15 protein-coding genes and 2 pseudogenes are annotated in these 18,084 nt (G+C 64.4%); 14 read left to right on the forward strand and 3 right to left on the reverse strand.

All coding sequences use genetic code 11. The features are described 5' to 3' along the window. Position 1: 1 nt before the first annotated feature. The 14 genes and pseudogenes from rpsS to OHB12_RS28850 all read left to right on the forward strand — a co-directional run bounded on the left by rpsS (position 2) and on the right by OHB12_RS28850 (position 12,795). The gene (gene rpsS / locus OHB12_RS28785) at positions 2 to 283 is read left to right on the forward strand and encodes a 30S ribosomal protein S19 (protein WP_327112477.1); all 282 of its coding nucleotides are present in this window, start codon (positions 2 to 4) and stop codon (positions 281 to 283) included. Continuing rightward, positions 280 to 708, forward strand: a complete 429-nt coding sequence (gene rplV, locus OHB12_RS28790; protein ID WP_327112478.1) for a 50S ribosomal protein L22 — start codon at positions 280 to 282, stop codon at positions 706 to 708. Before rpsS ends, rplV begins: the two co-directional genes overlap by 4 nt. Next, complete coding sequence (gene rpsC, locus OHB12_RS28795) at positions 709 to 1,503, forward strand: 30S ribosomal protein S3 (RefSeq protein WP_327112479.1); 795 nt, start codon at positions 709 to 711, stop codon at positions 1,501 to 1,503. Between the two features lie 3 nt (positions 1,504 to 1,506). Next, a complete protein-coding gene (rplP, locus tag OHB12_RS28800; protein ID WP_327112480.1) occupies positions 1,507 to 1,923 on the forward strand; it encodes a 50S ribosomal protein L16 in 417 nt (138 codons plus the stop codon). Continuing rightward, positions 1,923 to 2,162, forward strand: coding sequence for a 50S ribosomal protein L29 (gene rpmC, locus OHB12_RS28805; protein WP_327112481.1), 240 nt, complete (start codon positions 1,923 to 1,925; stop codon positions 2,160 to 2,162). Before rplP ends, rpmC begins: the two co-directional genes overlap by 1 nt. A gap of 20 nt (positions 2,163 to 2,182) precedes the next feature. Continuing rightward, positions 2,183 to 2,431, forward strand: a pseudogene (gene rpsQ, locus OHB12_RS28810) (30S ribosomal protein S17); the annotation flags it as partial. 159 nt (positions 2,432 to 2,590) lie between these two features. Then, positions 2,591 to 2,830: pseudogene (gene rpsQ, locus OHB12_RS28815) on the forward strand (30S ribosomal protein S17); the annotation flags it as partial. Positions 2,831 to 3,228: 398 nt separating this feature from the next. Then, positions 3,229 to 4,560 carry an SUMF1/EgtB/PvdO family nonheme iron enzyme gene (locus OHB12_RS28820; protein ID WP_327112483.1) on the forward strand — a complete coding sequence of 444 codons (1,332 nt, stop codon included), beginning with the start codon at positions 3,229 to 3,231 and terminating at the stop codon, positions 4,558 to 4,560. 7 nt (positions 4,561 to 4,567) lie between these two features. Next, positions 4,568 to 4,975 (forward strand): nuclear transport factor 2 family protein, encoded by a 408-nt coding sequence (locus OHB12_RS28825; RefSeq protein WP_327112484.1) that lies wholly within the window; start codon positions 4,568 to 4,570, stop codon positions 4,973 to 4,975. Further along, positions 4,960 to 7,557 (forward strand): cytochrome P450, encoded by a 2,598-nt coding sequence (locus OHB12_RS28830; RefSeq protein WP_327112485.1) that lies wholly within the window; start codon positions 4,960 to 4,962, stop codon positions 7,555 to 7,557. Before OHB12_RS28825 ends, OHB12_RS28830 begins: the two co-directional genes overlap by 16 nt. Before the next feature lie 18 nt (positions 7,558 to 7,575). Then, positions 7,576 to 8,619: a hypothetical protein gene (locus tag OHB12_RS28835; protein WP_327112486.1), complete on the forward strand. Its 1,044-nt coding sequence runs from the start codon at positions 7,576 to 7,578 to the stop codon at positions 8,617 to 8,619. A 76-nt stretch (positions 8,620 to 8,695) separates the two neighbouring features. After that, positions 8,696 to 9,559 (forward strand): phosphatase, encoded by an 864-nt coding sequence (locus OHB12_RS28840; RefSeq protein WP_327112487.1) that lies wholly within the window; start codon positions 8,696 to 8,698, stop codon positions 9,557 to 9,559. A gap of 516 nt (positions 9,560 to 10,075) precedes the next feature. Next, the gene (locus OHB12_RS28845; protein WP_327112488.1) at positions 10,076 to 10,552 is read left to right on the forward strand and encodes an EXLDI protein; all 477 of its coding nucleotides are present in this window, start codon (positions 10,076 to 10,078) and stop codon (positions 10,550 to 10,552) included. Between the two features lie 44 nt (positions 10,553 to 10,596). After that, a complete protein-coding gene (locus OHB12_RS28850; RefSeq protein ID WP_327112489.1) occupies positions 10,597 to 12,795 on the forward strand; it encodes an MMPL family transporter in 2,199 nt (732 codons plus the stop codon). 404 nt (positions 12,796 to 13,199) lie between these two features. Here OHB12_RS28850 and OHB12_RS28855 read toward each other — a convergent pair whose 3' ends face one another. The 3 genes from OHB12_RS28855 to OHB12_RS28865 form a co-directional block, all read right to left on the reverse strand. After that, entirely contained in the window at positions 13,200 to 15,668 is a 2,469-nt protein-coding gene (locus OHB12_RS28855; RefSeq protein ID WP_327112490.1) for a hypothetical protein, read from the reverse strand. Between the two features lie 345 nt (positions 15,669 to 16,013). After that, the gene (locus OHB12_RS28860) at positions 16,014 to 16,757 is read right to left on the reverse strand and encodes a CPBP family intramembrane glutamic endopeptidase (protein ID WP_327112492.1); all 744 of its coding nucleotides are present in this window, start codon (positions 16,755 to 16,757) and stop codon (positions 16,014 to 16,016) included. 209 nt (positions 16,758 to 16,966) lie between these two features. Beyond that, positions 16,967 to 17,896 (reverse strand): RluA family pseudouridine synthase, encoded by a 930-nt coding sequence (locus tag OHB12_RS28865; RefSeq protein WP_327112494.1) that lies wholly within the window; start codon positions 17,894 to 17,896, stop codon positions 16,967 to 16,969. Between the last annotated feature and the right edge of the window lie 188 nt (positions 17,897 to 18,084).

An 18,084-nucleotide genomic window follows, 5' to 3' on the forward strand; every position in this document is an offset into this window, starting at 1 on the left:
AATGCCACGCAGCCTCAAGAAAGGCCCGTTTGTCGACGACCACCTCCTCGCGAAGGTGGACGTACAGAACGAGAAGGGCACCAAGCAGGTCATCAAGACCTGGTCGCGTCGTTCGACCATCATCCCCGATTTCATCGGGCACACGTTCGCGGTGCACGACGGCCGCAAGCACGTGCCGGTGTTCGTCTCGGACAACATGGTCGGACACAAGCTCGGTGAGTTCGCGCCGACCAGGACGTTCAGGAGCCACGTCAAGGAAGACCGGAAGAGCAAGCGGCGATGAGCGAAGCGAAGAGCAATCAGACACTGCTGACGGCGCCGTCGAACCTGACTGCGCGCGCGACCGCCAAGCACGTTCGCGTCACTCCGATGAAGGCACGCCGTGTCGTGGACTTGGTCCGCGGCAAGCGCGTCGAGGACGCCCTCGCCCTGCTCAAGTTCGCGCCCCAGGCCGCGAGCGAGCCGGTCGCCAAGGTCGTCGCCAGCGCCGCGGCCAACGCCGAGAACAACCTTGGCCTTGACCCGTCCACATTGGTCATCTCGACGGCTTACGTCGACGAGGGCGCGACCATGAAGCGGTTCCAGCCGCGTGCCCAGGGCCGTGCGTTCCGCATCCGCAAGCGCACCAGCCACATCACCATCGAGGTCGAGAGCATCCCCACCGCCGGTGGATCCACTCGTAACCGCCGGAAGGGAGGGGCAAAGTAAATGGGACAGAAAATCAACCCCCATGGCTTCCGCCTCGGTATCACCACCGACTGGAAGTCGCGTTGGTACGCGGACAAGCAGTACGCGGACTACGTGAAGGAAGACGTCGCGATCCGCAAGCTCCTCGCCACCGGCATGGAGCGGGCAGGCATCTCCAAAGTCGAGATCGAGCGCACCCGTGACCGCGTGCGGGTGGACATCCACACCGCGCGTCCCGGCATCGTGATCGGCCGGCGCGGCGCGGAGGCCGACCGCATCCGTGCCGAGCTGGAGAAGCTCACCGGCAAGCAGGTCCAGCTGAACATCCTCGAGGTCAAGAACCCTGAGTCGGATGCGCAGCTGGTCGCGCAGGCCGTCGCGGAGCAGCTGTCCAACCGTGTCGCATTCCGTCGCGCGATGCGCAAGGCCATCCAGTCGGCCATGCGTTCGCCGAACGTCAAGGGCATCCGCGTGCAGTGCTCGGGCCGCCTCGGTGGCGCCGAAATGTCGCGCTCGGAGTTCTACCGCGAGGGTCGCGTGCCGCTGCACACGCTGCGCGCCGACATCGACTACGGCCTCTACGAGGCCAAGACCACCTTCGGTCGCATCGGCGTGAAGGTCTGGATCTACAAGGGCGACATCGTCGGTGGCAAGCGTGAGCTGGCCGCCGCTGCCGCCGCGCCCGAGCGTCCGCGCCGGGAGCGGCCGAGCCGCCCGCGTCGGTCCGGTTCCGCCGGTACTACGGCGACCAGCACCGAGGCCGGGCGCGCCGCCACCGCTGTGGTCGACGCTCCGGCAGAGACACAGGAGGGCTGACGCATGCTGATGCCTCGCAAGGTGAAGCACCGCAAGCAGCATCACCCGGGTCGTTCCGGCATGGCCAAGGGCGGCACCTCGGTGGCGTTCGGCGAGTTCGGCATCCAGGCACTGGAGCCTGCCTACGTCACCAACCGGCAGATCGAGTCGGCGCGTATCGCGATGACTCGCCACATCAAGCGCGGCGGCAAGATCTGGATCAACATCTACCCGGATCGTCCGCTGACCAAGAAGCCTGCCGAGACCCGCATGGGTTCCGGTAAGGGTTCGCCGGAGTGGTGGATCGCGAACGTCAAGCCCGGTCGGGTGATGTTCGAGATGAGCTACCCGAACGAGGAGACCGCTCGTGAGGCTCTGCGCCGCGCGATGCACAAGCTCCCGATGAAGTGCAGGATCGTGACCAGGGAGGAGCAGTTCTGATGGCTACCGGAACACCGGCCGCAGAGCTCCGCGAGCTCACCGAAGAGGATTTGGTGGCCAAGCTGCGCGAATCCAAGGAAGAGCTGTTCAACCTGCGCTTCCAGATGGCGACGGGTCAGCTGGACAACAACCGTCGTCTGCGCGTCGTCCGTCACGAGATCGCGCGCATCTACACGGTCATGCGTGAGCGCGAGCTCGGTCTGGCCACCGGACCCGCTGGCAAGGGAGATGCGGCATGAGCGAAAACGTGGAAGGGCAGCGCAACAGCCGTAAGGTTCGTGTCGGCTACGTTGTCTCGGACAAGATGAACAAGACGATCGTTGTCGAGCTGGAAGACCGTCACCGGCACCCGCTCTACGGCAAGATCATTCGCACCACCTCGAAGGTGAAGGCGCACGACGAGAACGAGGTCGCCGGTATCGGTGACCGTGTTCAGCTGATGGAGACCCGTCCGCTGTCGGCGACCAAGCGCTGGCGGTTGGTCGAGGTGCTGGAGAAGGCCAAGTAAGAGCCTCCTCAGTCTGAAAAGGGCCGTCGACTAGGAATTTTCCGAGTCGACGGCCCTTTGTCATCGATTATCGCGGAAGCAGACTCGGGTAGCTTGTGGCCAGGTGGATATTCGCCTCGCTCGATAGTGCGCTGCCGAGGATCGCAGGGAGCTCGCGGTGTCCGCGTTGTCTCGGACAAGATGAACAAGATGATCGTTGTCGAGTTGGAGAACCGTGACCGGCACCCGCTCTACGGCAAGATCATTCGCACCACCTCGAAGGGGGAGGCGCACGACGAGAACGAGGTCGCCGGTATCGGTGACCGTGTTCAGCTGATGGAGACCCGTCCGCTGTCGGCAACCAAGCGCTGGCGGTCGGTCGAGGTGCCGGAAGACCGAGTAATCTCGCTGCACGGCTGACAAGTCGAACTCGAAGGTCTGTTTCTCATTTCTGGGAAGTCAACATTTGACATATCAACACATTCGGTATCGGTAGAACTCGCGACAAGTGTTGCGTGGATGCGCTATTGAAATGTATTGTGCTGGAAGGGGTTTGGGAGCTGATGGTGGCTACTGCCGGGTTTCCTTCCGCGCCGGGATTGCCGTGTCGGAGTCGTGAATTGAAACCTTGACAAGGTAGCGGACCGTGCGTTATGTTTACGCAATCCAAGAGCCATCGGATCACAATGTAAATAAGGAGGTCGCCATGTCGGACGAGCAATTCCTGGATTCTCGCGACGAGGGCGAAATCGCCACGAAGTGGTGATTGTCCACTCGAACCCCCACTGATAGCTGATATAGCAGAGAGTCTGATGTAGTTGAAGCAGTTCTCTGGCATTGATGATTGCACTGATGCCGAGTATTGGGTTGCGGTAGAGAAAATCAGCGCTGAGTGGCGTGAACTCCCCATTGATGATGAAACGCTCTCATTGTTGATTTCTCTTTCGTGTAATCATCCGGATTGGCCCATTCGCGCGTCAGCGATTCGCTATCTCGCCGAGTCTTTCGGGGAGCGCGATTCGGCCGTTGAGGCCATCATTGCAGCCACTCATGACCAGACGGATTGGGTGTCGTTCACTGCTATTCAGCTATGTGGGAAACTGAGAACAAAAGAGGCCCTGCGGGATCTGATCCGTATCTCGGGTTGGCCGAGCAATTTCATGCGACACGGTTACGTTCGTAAACCTGTCGGGTGCGGTGCCGCGTTTACCAAGCGTGCACTGATCTCGATTCTGGGTAGCCGTGATCCGGAAGAATTGCGTCGGCTCGAGGACGAACATTTTGCCGAGCTGCGTGCCAAAGCCGATACTGTTCGGCCCGCACGCAGGCATGAGGACGTCGTCGAGATCCCCGCCGGGCTGTTCACCGCTGGCGCACCTGCGCAAGCGGTCGGCCCCTTTAACATGGACGACTCGGACAACCCGCCGCGTTCAGTCGATCTGCCCGCATTTCTTATCGATCGCACCGTAGTGACCAACCGGCGCTACCAGGAATTCCTCGATGAGATCGGTGACAGCACGGCGTTCGACCACCCGGATCAGCCGGACGGACAAGAACGCCATCGCTCAGCTCATCAGCACGACGCACGCTTCAACGATCCTGACCTCCCGGTAGTCGGCATCGACTGGTATGACGCGTGGGCATTCGCCAACTGGGCCGGTGGCATGTTGCCGAGCGAGGACCAATGGGAGAAGGCGGCGCGCGGCTGCGACGGGAGGGTGTATCCCTGGGGGAATACCTGGGAACCCGAGCGCGCAAATTTCGTCGAGCGGGCATTCGATACCCGCGTCAGCGATCTCGCTGAACTGGAGCAGTTGTTGGTCACCGTCACGGAAGCGGACTTCCCAGCGAGGCCGGTGTTTCCTGCCGACAGCTTCCCGGAGGGTGCTGGTCCGTACGGCTTGCTGCACATGGCCGGCAACGTCTGGGAGATGACCCGGACCAACTTCTTCAGCCGTAAGGACATGGACCCGTTCTTCCGAGGCCGCCGACCGGTCGAGTTCATGAACCGTCAGGATGCCTTCTATGTCCTTCGCGGTGGTACCTGGACTTCGCCGCCGGTCTGCCTGACGACTTACTACCGCGGCAAAGATCTGCTGACCGATAGGCACAACGAGATTGGATTCCGCTGTGTATACCCGGCCGAATGAGCCGTCGGTGAGCACCGGTGCCGGTGTCGAGGTTGTGCTGCGGTATCTCGCGGCTTCCAATGCTGGAGACCGCGCGGCGGTGGAGGAGCTATTGGCCGATGACGCCACCTTCACGCTCTGGGGTCGGCTACCGGTGTCCGGAACGACGGTCGGCAAGCGAGCCATTGTCGAGTCTCTGATGCCTGGCGCCCGCAAGTTGTTCCAGCCCGGCACGTTGCAACTGCAGCCGCTGCATGTGATGGCCGACGGAGACCACGTGGTCGCCGAGGTGCACGCAGAAGGTACCAGCGCTGCCGGCCTTGCCTATGACACCCAGTACTGCATGGTATTTCAGGTCTGTGATGGGCAGATCCATGTGGTGCGGGAGTACATGGATACCTCATACGCGGAGACTGTGCTGTGCCCTCATCTGTGAGCTCGACCTACGACCTGTTCAGCGACGCCTTCTTTGCCGAGCCGGATCCGGTTTTCCATCGCATGCGCGCTGAAGATCCGGTGCACTGGGAGCCGACCCTCGAGGCATGGGTGCTCACCCGCTATCAGGATGTGCGCGCGGTACTCAACGACTCCCGCTTCTCGGTCGATCGCAACGGACGTATTCGTGGAGCGACCCCGCCCGAGGCGCGGGAGAAGCTCGCAGATTGTTACCGGCTGCTGTCCAAGTGGATGATCTTCACCGACGAGCCCGATCACAGTCGGCTTCGCACGGTCATCGGCCCGGCCTACACTCCGGGAGCGGTTCGCGCTGTGATTCCGTTCGTGGACCAGACGGTGCACGCGCTGCTGTCGAAAGCAAGCGCACGCGGTGAGTTCGACGTCGTGGCCGACCTCGCCGAACCACTCACGGGACTCGTGAACGCGCGGCTCATCGGCTTCCCTCCTGAGCTGGTTGGCCAGGTCAGGCGATGGAGTGACAACGTTTTCCGGCTGTTCGGGTCCGGGATCGTGACCGAAGAGATCGTGGATGCCGCCCACACCAGTCTTGTGGAGTGCGGCGATTATGCCCGTGCGCTGATCGGCGAGGTCGCGGACACCGCGGGGGACAGTCTCGTCGGCAGGCTGCGAGCGAGCCTGGATCGAGGGGAGATCCTCGATGTGGATGAAGCAGCCAAGTCCGTCTCGATGGTGATGATCGGGGGCCACGAAGCCGCTCGCCACATGATCGGCAACGGCCTGGTGGCACTGCTGCGTAACCCGACTCAGTTACAGCTGCTTCGCACCCGTCCTGAACTCATCGGTGCGGCAGTCGAAGAGCTGCTGCGGTATGACTCACCGTCGATGGCGTCGCTGCGGTGTGCACAGGTGGATGTCGAGATCGGTGGAACGACTATCCAGGCAGGGCAGTTCGTCTTCGCTATGTTGCGCGCGGCCAATCACGACCCGGAAGTGTTCCACGACCCCGACCGTCTCGACCTGGAGCGCACCGGTGTTCAGCACCTCGGGTTCGGCTTCGGTAGGCACTTCTGTACCGGGTCGTCGCTGACCCCACTTGTCGTCACCGCGGCACTACAGGCGGTAATTGCGCTCGAACCACAGCTTGCGACCGATGAACAGCAATGGATTCCGAGCCTGTCCAGCCGTGGACCGGCTGCGCTACCGGTTCGATTCACCGGCCGGCCTCGAACACCTGAGTTGACCGGCACACTGGTGCACGACACCGCCGCACTCGAGGCCGCAGCTCACGACCAGGGCAACACAGTCCGCATCCGACCGACGTCGATTCTGCGACCAGGCACCTTCGACGACGTCGTTCGGATGATCCAGTACTGCCGTGCACAGAATATCCAGGTGGCACCGCGCGGCACCGCGCATACCAGCTTCGGCCAATGCCTGGTGAACGGTCTCGCGATCGACATGCGGTCATTGGATCAAGTGCTCGATGTCAGTAAGGACCCTCGAACTGGCACTGCGAGCATAGATGTGCAGGGCGGAGCACTCTGGCAGGATGTTGTCGATGTCGGCTTCGCACACGGGCTGAGAGTGCGAACGGGTGTACCCGCTGTCGTGCGGCTCACCGTCGGTGGCGTCCTGTCCGTCGGCGGTATCAGCACGATCCGGGTCGGCGGCTCGGTCGCTGAATCCGTCGAGGAACTCGAGGTCGTCACCGGTGCCGGCGAGCTGCTCACCTGTTCTCCGGATCAGCACAGCGATCTGTTCGAGGCAGTCCTCGGTGGACTCGGGCAGTTCGGGGTGATCGTTCGTGCCAGATTGAGTATGGTCCCGGTGGCACCTCTTGTGCGTGGCTATACGTTGCGCTACCAGCACTCCGAACTGCGCGAAGCGTTCGCGGACCAACGCATCCTGGCTGACCGCGACGGAATCGACGAGCAGCTGCTGCGCTGGAAATGGCGGCCGGATGGGCCTACGGCAGACCTCGGCGCCAACGTCTACTACACCAGCGGCAACCCGCCGGACGACCAATACCTGATGCGTGGCCTCAGTCGCACACCGGTCAGCGTCATGGAGGAGACCTATCCGGAGCGCGTCGTGTCGATCGACCGCCTTTATGCCGAACACGAACGTCACGGTTGGTCGGACTCTCTGAAACTGTGGTCGGACAACTTTTTGCCCGATCCTGGGCCGGGAAGCGATTTCGAGGACGTCACCATCGGTTTGCTCGACGAGATCGGCGAACGTGAGTGGAGCCGGTCGTCGACTGTGCTGCTGTTCCGCAAGCATCGGGATGCCTTCCGATTGCCAGGTCTGCGCCTACCCGACCCTGCGCTGGGGCGGCATCTGTGTTTGGTCGCAGTTTCTTCGGACAGCTTCGGCAAGACCGTCGACGCGCAATATGTTCGAACACGAAAAGCGACTAATCGCCGTTGGTATGAGTGGGCGCGAGACATCGGCGGCACCCTCTACCCCCTCGGTGCGACGGAGTTCGGTCCGGCCGACTGGCAGCGTCAGTATGCTGACTACTACGCTGCGTTCCAGCGAGCCAAACGCCGATACGATCCCGACGGAATCATGACGCCGACACCGGCGATCTTCGAATGAGACAGGAATTGCGAGCCGATGTGGCAGCACCGCACGTGCGCTAACGCGTCCGACCTCGATAACCTGACACCAACGGTTACTCCTGCAGAGGCACAGGCTTGGTGCAACTTCATCGTATGGATACCTGAACGCTTGCCCGCCGAATGCCAACTACTTTCCGGCACCCTGCGCCGTGAGGCTCCTCCCGGAATGCCGGTAGAGCCGATCGAAGACCGGGGTCCGCGAGACGGCAACTACCTCTCTTCCTATCGATTCGAAATTGCCGGGACCGATCGCACACTGCGCATCAAGCAGTTCTATTACGATTGGGCATTCCCTGCGTTCGATCAGCCCTGTCTCTGGAAATCCCATACGCACGCCGTCCCCATCGACGACACCCATGTTGTCTGGTTCGGCGTCGATTTCCTGGGCAATCAAGCTGCTTCCGCGCGATTGGGCAGAACCACCATCGAACTGTCCGTGCTGGAAGGCACTTTCACCGAACTCGAACTGCTCGGTCTCTACCAGGCGTTGCATCCAGTCGACGCTGGTGTAGTGAAAGCGATCGCGGCGACTTCACATGCGCAGCTCAGCTACTGGGCACGCCACGCCGATGCGGCGCAACTGGTCGTACCCATTGGCTTCTGGACATTTCGACGCGGCGCACACCAGGCGAACTGGTCTTCCACCGGGTGGGTGGCCGATCAGGGTTTCCCCGTCGCACTCGCCGGCCTCGACCTCGACAGCGCCGCACACATCCAACTCGACGACAACCGCGCAGAGATCGAAGTGATCTACGACGGCGGTCGGGATCGGGGCGTCGAGCTCCGGCTTATCGCCCAACGGCCCGGCAAAGGAGGCCTCCGGATTCCCGCTGACCCGGAACCGCACCCCGGCCAGCGGGAGCAGATCCGCCACGGCGGTCTTGACATACAGCTCGGCTGGATCGACGAACGATACGGTCCCTTCCAGGCTGTGTTCACGACACCAGACCAGGAGTGGGAAGCCACGCTGCTCAGCAGCGCCGGGGTTGGGCTTGGCCGGGCTTGGTTCCTTGCGGCCCTGGATGAACTGACACGCTGACAGAGCGGAGCCATCATCGTCGGGTAGTGAAATGGTGGCTTCGGGGCGAAGCGGAGGCGCCCTTTGACTACGCTCGGTGCCTCAGCTGGTGCTGGTGACGGCCATGGAGGTGTGGACGGTGGGGTACGTGACTCGACCTGGCCGATCCTATGACCGAGTGCTACTGCGGAAGCATCTGCTGAAGACGCGGATCGCGGGGGAGGTGGCGACTCCTAGGGAGGGGAATCTCGCGAACTATCGCAAGATGGTGGAGAAGGACCCGGGGTATCAGTTCGGGCTGGCGCTGAAGGATTGGACGTCCGCCGAGACTCTGGACATGATGGCGCGGCTGTGTGGGGTCAGCCCCGACCCCCGTCATCTGCGGGGCGTCGACACCATCGACGCGGACCTGACTATCGATGCGCTCGAGGCGGTGGGCTCGCGGATCGGGCTTGCGGCCCGCCGTCGGGAGACGGTGATCCTGGCGACCGGGCATCCGGAGACGCTCATGGGCCTCTATCGAGCTGTCGAGGATGCATTGCGCGCGGCGGGATGTGCGGTGCTGGCACCTGCCGCCGGGTGGACGTATCAGGTCAGCACTCCCGGTGGGCCGAAGAGTCGCGAAATCGTCTATACCTCAGGGGTTGCCGCGCTCGGCACCGACGGCAGGCTGAAACACACCCATGACCCGCACCCCATGCGGGCGGTACTTCGGGAGTTGAGCGACGCCGAGCCCCGCCGCTGGCCCGATCTGGTCATAGCCGATCATGGCTGGGCCGGTGCGGCAGGCGAAGCAGGCATCGAGACCGTCGGATTCGCCGACTGCAACGACCCGGCACTGTTCGCCGGACAGGCCGAAGGCAAGATTGCCGTGACCGTTCCGCTCGACGACGGAGTCCGCCCAGAGTATTACCAGCCGCTGATTACTTATCTGCTCGACTGTGCAGGGCTCGGTGGATGACTGAGACGGCCCGTCGAAGTCTCAGCTGAGGAGAACGAGAGCGCCGGCGTCGGCGGCCGTGTCGCGGTGCTGGGGCTCCGCCCGCTGTCGGCCACCAGGCGCTGGCGGTTGGTCGGGCTGGAGAAGGGCAAGCAACGGTGCTCTTCTGGCGGGGCCACTTCGAGAACCTGCCCGCTGCTGTCGTGAGTGTCTGCGTTGGCGCAGGCCTGCACGGCAGAGTTTCGCGCCAAGTGGCGAATTCGGTGCCGCTGTAATGCTGATCAGTGAGTATGGCGATCCGAGCGGGTCGCGAGGTAGCGGACAGCATCCTGGACCTGCCATGAGCCACTGCCCCGCCCAGGGGTGAGTCCCCACCCTTGCGTTATACGTATACATCTACTTATAGTGATCCAGACGGGACGCTGAAGCGTCGCCGACAACACCGAATCGACACCGGCGCGGCGAGATTCCGGCAGGGGCCGCCGACGGTATACGCATGCGTGAATGCGTATTGATTTATCGAAATGGGGAATTGGCATGACCATCGATCCGAAAAACCCGACCAGCGCGGATGCGATCGACGAGCCGGTCGGCGGCGTAGCCTGCGTGAAGGAGTCCGCCGAGCCTGGCGGGGTGGACGACGTCCGCGAGATCGTGCTGAGGGTCGGGCCGGGCGGCGCGCGCAGACAGCGCTTTTTCGGCAGGCTGCTCGGCGAATCGCGGGAGTACAGCAAGGTGGGGATGGAGGTGGTGCGGGTCTTCGTGAGCCGCAAGGGCAAGTTCGTGGTGCATCGGCAGGAATTCAATTGGCGTGATCTGGCCGTGACCAACTGGACCGACTGGAAGGGCTGGCGGGACCTGTTCGGGTTCGGCGGCGGTGACCGAGAGTGGGGTGACTACCTGGTCGAGATTGTGGATTCGCCGGCTGAGCTGCAGGGGCGGATCCCGGAGCGCATCTACCGGACGGTCGTCGACGTGGCCGAGAACCCGGCCTCTCAGAATCTCGGAATCTGAACTACCCCCAGCATTTACGAAATCGGGAAAGGATATCTCCGCAGATGTTCGCACGACTTGGGGCTATGGTCGTCCACAATCCGTGGAAGGTGATCGGCCTGTGGGTGCTTCTCGCCATCGCGGTGGTGGCCTCGGCACCGGAACTGAAATCGACGACCGACCAATCCGCCTTTCTTCCTTCGCATTACGAGTCGATCCAAGCACTGGAACTGCAGCAGAAGGCATTTCCACAGAGTTCCGCGCCCGCGGCGATCATCGTGTTCGCGCGGGCGGATGGGGCGCCGCTCACCGAAGCTGACGCGGTCTCGGTCGCGTCGATCGGCACCGAACTGCTCGGCGCGCAGATCAAGGACGTCACCGCGATACAGCCGACGCCTCCCTCGGAGAACCGGCTGATCCAAATCATCGCGGTGCAGATGACCAAGGTGACCAATCCGAGCGATACCACGCAGAGTGACGCGGTCAAGGCGCTGCGTGTGGAGCTGAAGAAGCGAGTGGCGGGCACCGACCTGAAGGCGGGTATCACCGGTCAGGCGGCTCAGGTCTTGGACCAGCAGGAATCCAGCGAGAAGGGCATGGCCATCATCGGCGTCGCCACCATCGTGCTGATCCTGGTGCTGCTGCTGGTCATCTTCCGAAGTCCGGTGATCGCACTATTGCCGATCGTCGTGATCGGGGCGATCTCCAGCATGGTCGGCGGGTTGATCGCCGTGGTGGCCAAGGCATTCGACCTGCAGATCGACGCTTCGATCAACGCCATCCTGGTGGTCGTCCTGTTCGGCGTCGGCACCGACTACATCCTTTTTCTGATGTTCCGCTACCGCGAGCGGCTGCGTGCGGGTGAGGATCCGAAGACCGGCATGATCAACGCCGTTACTCGGGTGGGTGAGGCCATCACCTCCGCGGCGGGTGCGGTGATCATCGCGTTCATGGCGCTGGTGTTGTCCACGCTCGGCATGTTCCGTGCGCTCGGTCCGGCGCTGGCGATCGCGGTCGCGGTGGCGCTGGTGGCTGGGCTCACGCTGGTGCCCGCGGTAGTTTCGCTGCTGGGCACCAAGGTGTTCTGGCCTTCCAAGGCATGGCGAACCGAGCCGAAGGGTGCGCGGTTCGCCGCGGTCGGCAATGCGCTCGGCCGGCGGCCCGGCGCCTTCGCGGTGGTCTCCGGCGGTGTGCTTGTCGCGCTCGGGGTGTTGGCCTTCGGCTTCCACCCGACCTTCGATCTCAGCTCCGGGTCGACCTCGGAAGCATCCGAATCCGTGGTCTACAGCAAGGAATTGGTGAAAGGGATGCCCGCGGGAACAACCCAGCCCTCGGATGTCCTGCTGCGGTCCGGCGGTGGCGAATTGACTGTCGATCAGCTCACCTCCTACCGCAGCGCGCTGGGCGCGGTGCTGGGCGTGGGACAGGTGGCGGAGCCGAAGTTGTCCGCGGACAGGACGATTGCCGATTTCGTGGTGACGCTCTCCGATGTACCGGAGTCGGACGCCGCGCTCGATACGGTCAAGGGGCCGCTCCGGGATGTCGCGCACTCGGCGGCACCCGCGGATGCTACGGCCGTGGTCGGCGGGTTGACCTCGGTGTTCGTCGACTTCCAGGATGCGATGGCGCGCGACTACGCGATCGTGTTCCCGGTGGCGGCGATCCTGATCATGATCGTGCTCGGATTGCTGCTGCGCAGTCTGGTCGCGCCGTGGTATCTGATGGCGTCGGTGTTTCTCGGGTTCGCCGCAACGCTGGGCGCCGCCGTGCTGGTGTTCCAGCACTTCCGCGGCGAGCCAGGCCTGATCTTCACGCTGCCGGTGATCATGTATCTGTTCGTGGTCGCGCTCGGCACCGACTACAACATCCTGATGGTTGCCCGGCTGCGGGAGGAGGCGCGCGAAGGCAGCGAGCCGAAACAAGCTGCGGCGCTGGCACTGCGGCACACCGGGCCGACCATCGCGGCCGCAGGGGTGATCCTGGCGGGTACGTTCGCGTCGATGATGCTGGCCGGGAACAATGTGCTCGCGCAGATGGGCTTCGCCATCTCGGTGGGTATCGCGATGGCCGCGTTCGTCATGGCGATGTTCTTCACGCCTGCGCTCACGGCGATGATCGGGCACAAGGCGTGGTGGCCCGGGCACGGTGACCGGAAGCCGGGTGGTTCGGAGTCCGGCGGGCCGCGAGGAGCGGGATACGACGAGCCTGCGACCTACTACCGGGGAGCTGAGCAAACCTCGGCCGCTAAGGCGAGCGGGTCTTAGTAGAGCTGGGGCGACAGCGCGGCTGAGTAACCGGAACAGGGCTGTGCGCTCGGAATTCCCGAGGGCACAGCCCTTTCAGCAGCGGAATCGGTACACACCAGTAGGTGGGCGGATAGCGTTCACCCATGGAGTTCTTGCTCATCGTGGCGGTTGTGGCGGTCGTGTTCATCCTGATCATCGGCATTGCCGGCGGTCAGTCCAGCGGCAGACAGCGACGCCGTCGGCGCGGTTGGAGCGCAGGGGACGGTGGCGGGGATTCCGGCGGCGACGGTGGCAGTGGCTGCGGTGGCGGTAGCGGTTGCGGCGGTGGGAGCAGTTGTGGTGGTGGAAGCGGCTGTGGTGGTGGGAGCAGCAGTTGAGCTCGGCGCAGTCGACTGTGCCTGCGCTGCTAGAAGGTCGTGTGGTCAGCCGGTGATGGCGTAGGGGCGGTGGACCTTGATCGCCGAGTCGAGGACGCGGGTGACCGCGGAGCGGGAGACTCCGAGCTCGTTGGCGATGGCAGGGGTGGTACCGCCTTGGTCGGCGAGGGCGAGGATCTCCCTGACTTCCTCGAGCGGCAGATTCGACAGATGCCTGCCGGTGATGGCTCGTGCGATCGCCGAGATCTCGTCGTCATCGGTGTCGGCTTCGTCGGACTCGATCGGCAGGTCCTGGTCCTCGTCCGGCTCGAGGATCGGCATCGGTTCGGAACGCAGGTTCGGATGAGCAGGTTCGGGGGCTTCCTCGAGGACGAGTTGTTCGCTCTCCGCGTCGGCGGAACGGTCGCCCTGCTCGGTGGAAAGCGATTTCCCGCGTGCTGACCGCGGCGCAGTGGCACTCGTGTTCTGCTGGGAAACAGTGCCGGCGGGCACCACGGGAAGTGTATGGATGGGCTCGAGGGTATTGCGGCTCTCGTGCTGGACGGCATCGGCTCCGCGATGAGCTCGATCGGTTGGCCGACTACCGTGTTCGGGACTCGGGAGCTGCTGTGGCGGAAGGCCGTTCGAGGCTTGGTTCGTGTTGCCGTCCGCTGCGGCGGGTCGCTCGCGGACCGTGAACTCGTGCACCTCATCGATCGAGATCTGTTGCGAGGCAGGCATATTCGCGGTCAGCCCAGTCGGCTTGTTCGCGCTGGCGCCGGACTTGTCGTCGTTGCCCATCGCGTCGACCGGTGCGTGGTCCGGGTCGGCGGACGAAGACCAGCCCGCCGGGCTGAATGGTTCACCCTGCACATCAGTCGATGAAGAGTGCGCCGTCGGGTCATCAGCCGAGGGGGTGGTGTGTTCCTCGGGCGGAAGGCCGAAGACGTACTTGGCGAGCGAGGAAACGGGGTGATCGTCGGCCGGGGCCGTCGCCTTCTCGCCGCTGACGACCGCGGGAGCAGCGCTCCCGTTCTTCGCAGGCGGCGCCGTGTGCCCGTTGGTGGTCCGAGCGGCCGTGTGCCGGTCGATCGGAAGGTCGTGAAAATAGCCGTTGGCGGAGCTCGCAACTGTGTGGCCATTTATGGCCTGCGGGAATATCGGGCTGTCGGTATGCGGTGCGACCGCGTGTCCGTCACTCGATGATTCGGCGGCTCGGCCGGAAGTGATCGACGTCTCGGGGATTTCGCGGTTCGTATGGTTCGTCGGCGTGAAACGCGGGCCGTTGACCGCATGGTCGTCGTTGACCGCGTGACCATTGACCGCATGGTCGTTGGCCGCATGAACGTTGATCGATAGGGACTTGGCCTGTCCGTTGGTCGGCAGATCGACTGCGTTGCTGCTGGACGGCTTCGCATCGTCGGCCGGTGCTGCGGCGGGTCGATTCGTCGCTATCGAGGTGACGGCCGACTCGCGCCAGGCGTCGGTTCGAGTGAAAGCTGCCGTGATGGTGGGAGTCACACCGGGGTGAACGACGGTGTCGTCGTTCACGGAGTGCTGAACGTCCCGGGTGTCGGGCCGGTGGACCGGCGCTCCGGAAGCAACGTGATCCGCCGCGAGACCACGGCTCAGATGCGCTGCGTCTGCATTTCCGTCGCACCGAAATCGGCCGGCGTTCGCCGAACCGTCCCTTCCGTCGAGCGGCCGATAGCGGCCACTGTCAAAAGTTGTCTCCGGGGCGAGCTCCGCTTCGATCCGAATCGTCTGCGGGTCGCGCTCGACCACCGGCGCGCCATCGATCAGCACCGCGTATCGTGCGGATACCCACGCGTGCAGCCAGATCACGACGCCGACCATCACCGGGGCGATCGCGTACTCGGCGGCGCGGCCGAGATCGCCCGCGGCGAGGTGTGGTCCCGCGTTGAGTGCGATGGTCGTGCCAAGTAGCGCTGTCTCGAAGAAGATCACCTTGCCGCGCGCCAGTTCCCGGCCCCACCGTGCGGCTGTCGTCGCCGCGACCATGATCGTGATGATCGGTATCGAGATCATCGCCTCGATGCCGTAGCTCAACCAGTACAGCGGATCCGACATGTCGCCGCTGGGCACCAGGTTGTGCTGCACATTGACCCCGGCCCACACCATGCCGAGTACGACGACGGCGATCAGCGCTCGCGACGACCATTCGGCTCGCCGGTAGAGCTGCGCCAGTCTCGCGTCCGCGCTGGACACTCGCCGCCGTGCCGCCAACGCGCGTCGATGCCAGCGGGCGTCGGCGTCATCGGAGCGGCGAATGGCTGCCGCCGACTTGCGGTCGCGCTTCTCGGCGGCCAGTTCCGCTTCGATCGCACTGCGCTGCTGCTTGCGTCGTTGCGCGCGAATCCATTCCGCGAGTTCGCGTTCCGCGGCGATTTCGCGTTCGGACAATACTTGCAACAGCGCCGGGTCGTGTTGCAGGGGCAATTTGCCGCGCGCGGTCTCGACCCGCTGTGCCAGCGCGGCGATCTCGGAACTACCGTGCGACAGTTCGTCGGGCATCGCGAGCCTTCCCAAGAGCAGGTGTCATGCCGATCGGTGGAGACATGAGTCGCTCGAACATATGTGTGATCCGAGTGAGACTAAACCGGCCTCTGTCCGAGGTCAATGTCATGCGTTCGGGAGCGACGGCGACACGCCGGGCCGCCGAAATTCCCCATGCGGCCGAAAAATCCGGGTGAGCGGCGCTTTTCGCCGTTGGCGTTCGGTGTCGAAAATTGGTTCGATTATTTCACTCCGGCTCGCGCCTGAACCGCCTCCGGAAACCCCGTTGGCCCCGGATGGAAAGGTCGGCGCGACGGCGAATATCGAGTGATTCTCTCGCGGGCGGCCATCATGAGTGGTGGATCAGGTCAGTGTGGTGTGCCAGACGACCGCTGCCGCGAGTGCGCCCGCGCCATTGATCGACCAGTGCAGCGCGATCGGGGCCAGCAGGCTGCCGCTGCGGCGGCGTAGCCAGGTGAACACCACGCCCGCCGCGGCCGTCGCGAGCACCGCGAGCAGGATCCCGAGGACCTGCCCGGCGATCCCACCGCCGACGAATCCCGTCAGGCCGTGGTTGCCCGAGGTGAGTCCGAGTGAGGACGCGATGTGCCACATGCCGAACAAGAGAGAGCCCGCCGCGAAGACTCCGCGTGCACCGTACGCGCGGTCGAGTGTGCCATGCAGCACACCGCGGAAGGCGAGTTCCTCAGGGATCACCGTCTGCAATGGGATGACGATCATCGAGGCGATCAACGCGCCGGAGATGGTCGCGTAGCGGTCGGCCAGGAAGAACGGTTGGGTGGCGGGCAGTGCCGCTCCGATCGCCACTGCCGCGAGAACCACCGCCACCGTACCGAGTGCGTAGCGCGAACCGCGTCGCCAGTGCTGAGGTGAGAGCCCCAGCTCCGACCAGCCGAGACCACGCCTGCGTACCAGCGCGAGCAGCGCGACGGCGGCGATCGGCACCGTGACGATGCTCGCCCATGTTGTGGTGAAGTGTGCGATCAGATTGGTGCCTGCCAGGACGATCACGACGACGGCCACGTCGATGTACGCGTGAACTTTGTGGCGGGGATGGGTCGGCGCTGCGGAATCGTGCTGGGACATCCCGATCAGTGTACGGATCGGCGGCAGGTACGCCGGGGGCCGTGGTTCCACTGCCAGATGGGTCACATTTCTCGGTGCCATCCGAGTCGGTCGAGGTGTGGGCCGTCCGGGGACAGGACCTCGGATGTCGCGGAACTCGGTGGTGGGGCCCGTGCGGGGCGTGGCCGAGCCACCGCGTCCCGAGTCAGGGCCTGCCGACCCGAGTGCCGTCAGCCGGCCCATCCTTCCGGATCGGTCCAGGCTTGCAGCGTGCGCGTGGTCTCGAAGCGGCGTGGCGCACGGCTGAGCGGGTCGGTGAACTCGAGCGACGCGGCCAGCAGTTGCAACGGCCGGGTGAAGTCGTCGACCGGCTTGTCGGTGAGCACGGGATAGAAGTCGTCCCCGAGGATCGGGATGCCGAGGCTGTTCATATGCAGCCGCAGCTGGTGGGTGCGGCCGGTGCGCGGGCGCAGTCGGTAGCGACCGAGCCCGTCGCGGTGCTCGAGCAGTTCGAGCTCGGTCTCCGCGTTGGGTTCACCCGGCACCTCCTGGGCCGCGAGCACCTGCTTCTCCTTGATGATCCGGCTGCGCACCACGCGCGGCAGCGTCAGTCCGGGATCGAACCGAGCGAGCGCCTCGTACTCCTTGCGAACTGCGCGCTTGTGGAACATGGTCTGGTAGGCACCGCGCCGGGCCGGGTTGATGACGAACAGCAGAAGACCCGCCGTGACGCGGTCCAGCCGATGTGCCGGGATCAGGTCGGGCAGATCGAGTTCCCGGCGCAGCCGCACCAGCGCGGTCTGCAGAATGTGCTTACCGCGCGGGATGGTGGCCAGGAAGTGTGGTTTGTCGATCACCAGTAGATCGTCGTCGCGGTGCACGATGGTGATGTCGAACGGCACCGTCGCCTCCTCGGGCAGATCCCGATGGAACCAGACCGCGCCACCCGGCACGTACGGAGCGTCGGGCGCGATCGGGCCGTCGAGGTCGACGATGCCGCCCGCGCGCAGCAGTTCGTCGATCCGCGCGGTGGGCACCCGGGGCAGCCGCTCGACGAGGTGGTCGCGAATCGTCGCCCAGTCGCCGTGCTCCGGCAGTCGCAGCCGGGCCGGATCCAAGCCGTGCCGCTTCGGCAACGGCGGTTGCTGCCGCCTTCTCATCGACATCGACCCTAGTCCGAGGGGGCGCGAGCAGATCACGCGAGGTTGCGGGCAACCGCCGCGCAGGACGCGTGCACGTCGGCGGCGGGCGAGTCCGCGGCCCGGCCCACCTCCGGTGCCATCCGACGCGCCGGCAGAGCCGAGGACTGGAGATGCACGCCGAGACGGCCGTCGCGCAGTGGGGCCGA

Origin of the sequence: Nocardia sp. NBC_01730, assembly GCF_035920445.1 — a bacterium.
GTDB lineage: Bacteria > Actinomycetota > Actinomycetes > Mycobacteriales > Mycobacteriaceae > Nocardia.

Coding starts and splice junctions, on each gene's coding strand:
- OHB12_RS28850 (WP_327112489.1), top strand. CDS start 10,597: ATGTTCGCACGACTTGGGGCTATGGTCGTCCACAATCCGTGGAAGGTG.
- OHB12_RS28860 (WP_327112492.1), bottom strand. CDS start 16,757: ATGTCCCAGCACGATTCCGCAGCGCCGACCCATCCCCGCCACAAAGTT.
- rpsS (WP_327112477.1), top strand. CDS start 2: ATGCCACGCAGCCTCAAGAAAGGCCCGTTTGTCGACGACCACCTCCTC.
- OHB12_RS28845 (WP_327112488.1), top strand. CDS start 10,076: ATGACCATCGATCCGAAAAACCCGACCAGCGCGGATGCGATCGACGAG.
- rpmC (WP_327112481.1), top strand. CDS start 1,923: ATGGCTACCGGAACACCGGCCGCAGAGCTCCGCGAGCTCACCGAAGAG.
- OHB12_RS28865 (WP_327112494.1), bottom strand. CDS start 17,896: ATGAGAAGGCGGCAGCAACCGCCGTTGCCGAAGCGGCACGGCTTGGAT.
- OHB12_RS28835 (WP_327112486.1), top strand. CDS start 7,576: ATGTGGCAGCACCGCACGTGCGCTAACGCGTCCGACCTCGATAACCTG.
- OHB12_RS28855 (WP_327112490.1), bottom strand. CDS start 15,668: ATGCCCGACGAACTGTCGCACGGTAGTTCCGAGATCGCCGCGCTGGCA.
- rplP (WP_327112480.1), top strand. CDS start 1,507: ATGCTGATGCCTCGCAAGGTGAAGCACCGCAAGCAGCATCACCCGGGT.
- rpsC (WP_327112479.1), top strand. CDS start 709: ATGGGACAGAAAATCAACCCCCATGGCTTCCGCCTCGGTATCACCACC.
- rplV (WP_327112478.1), top strand. CDS start 280: ATGAGCGAAGCGAAGAGCAATCAGACACTGCTGACGGCGCCGTCGAAC.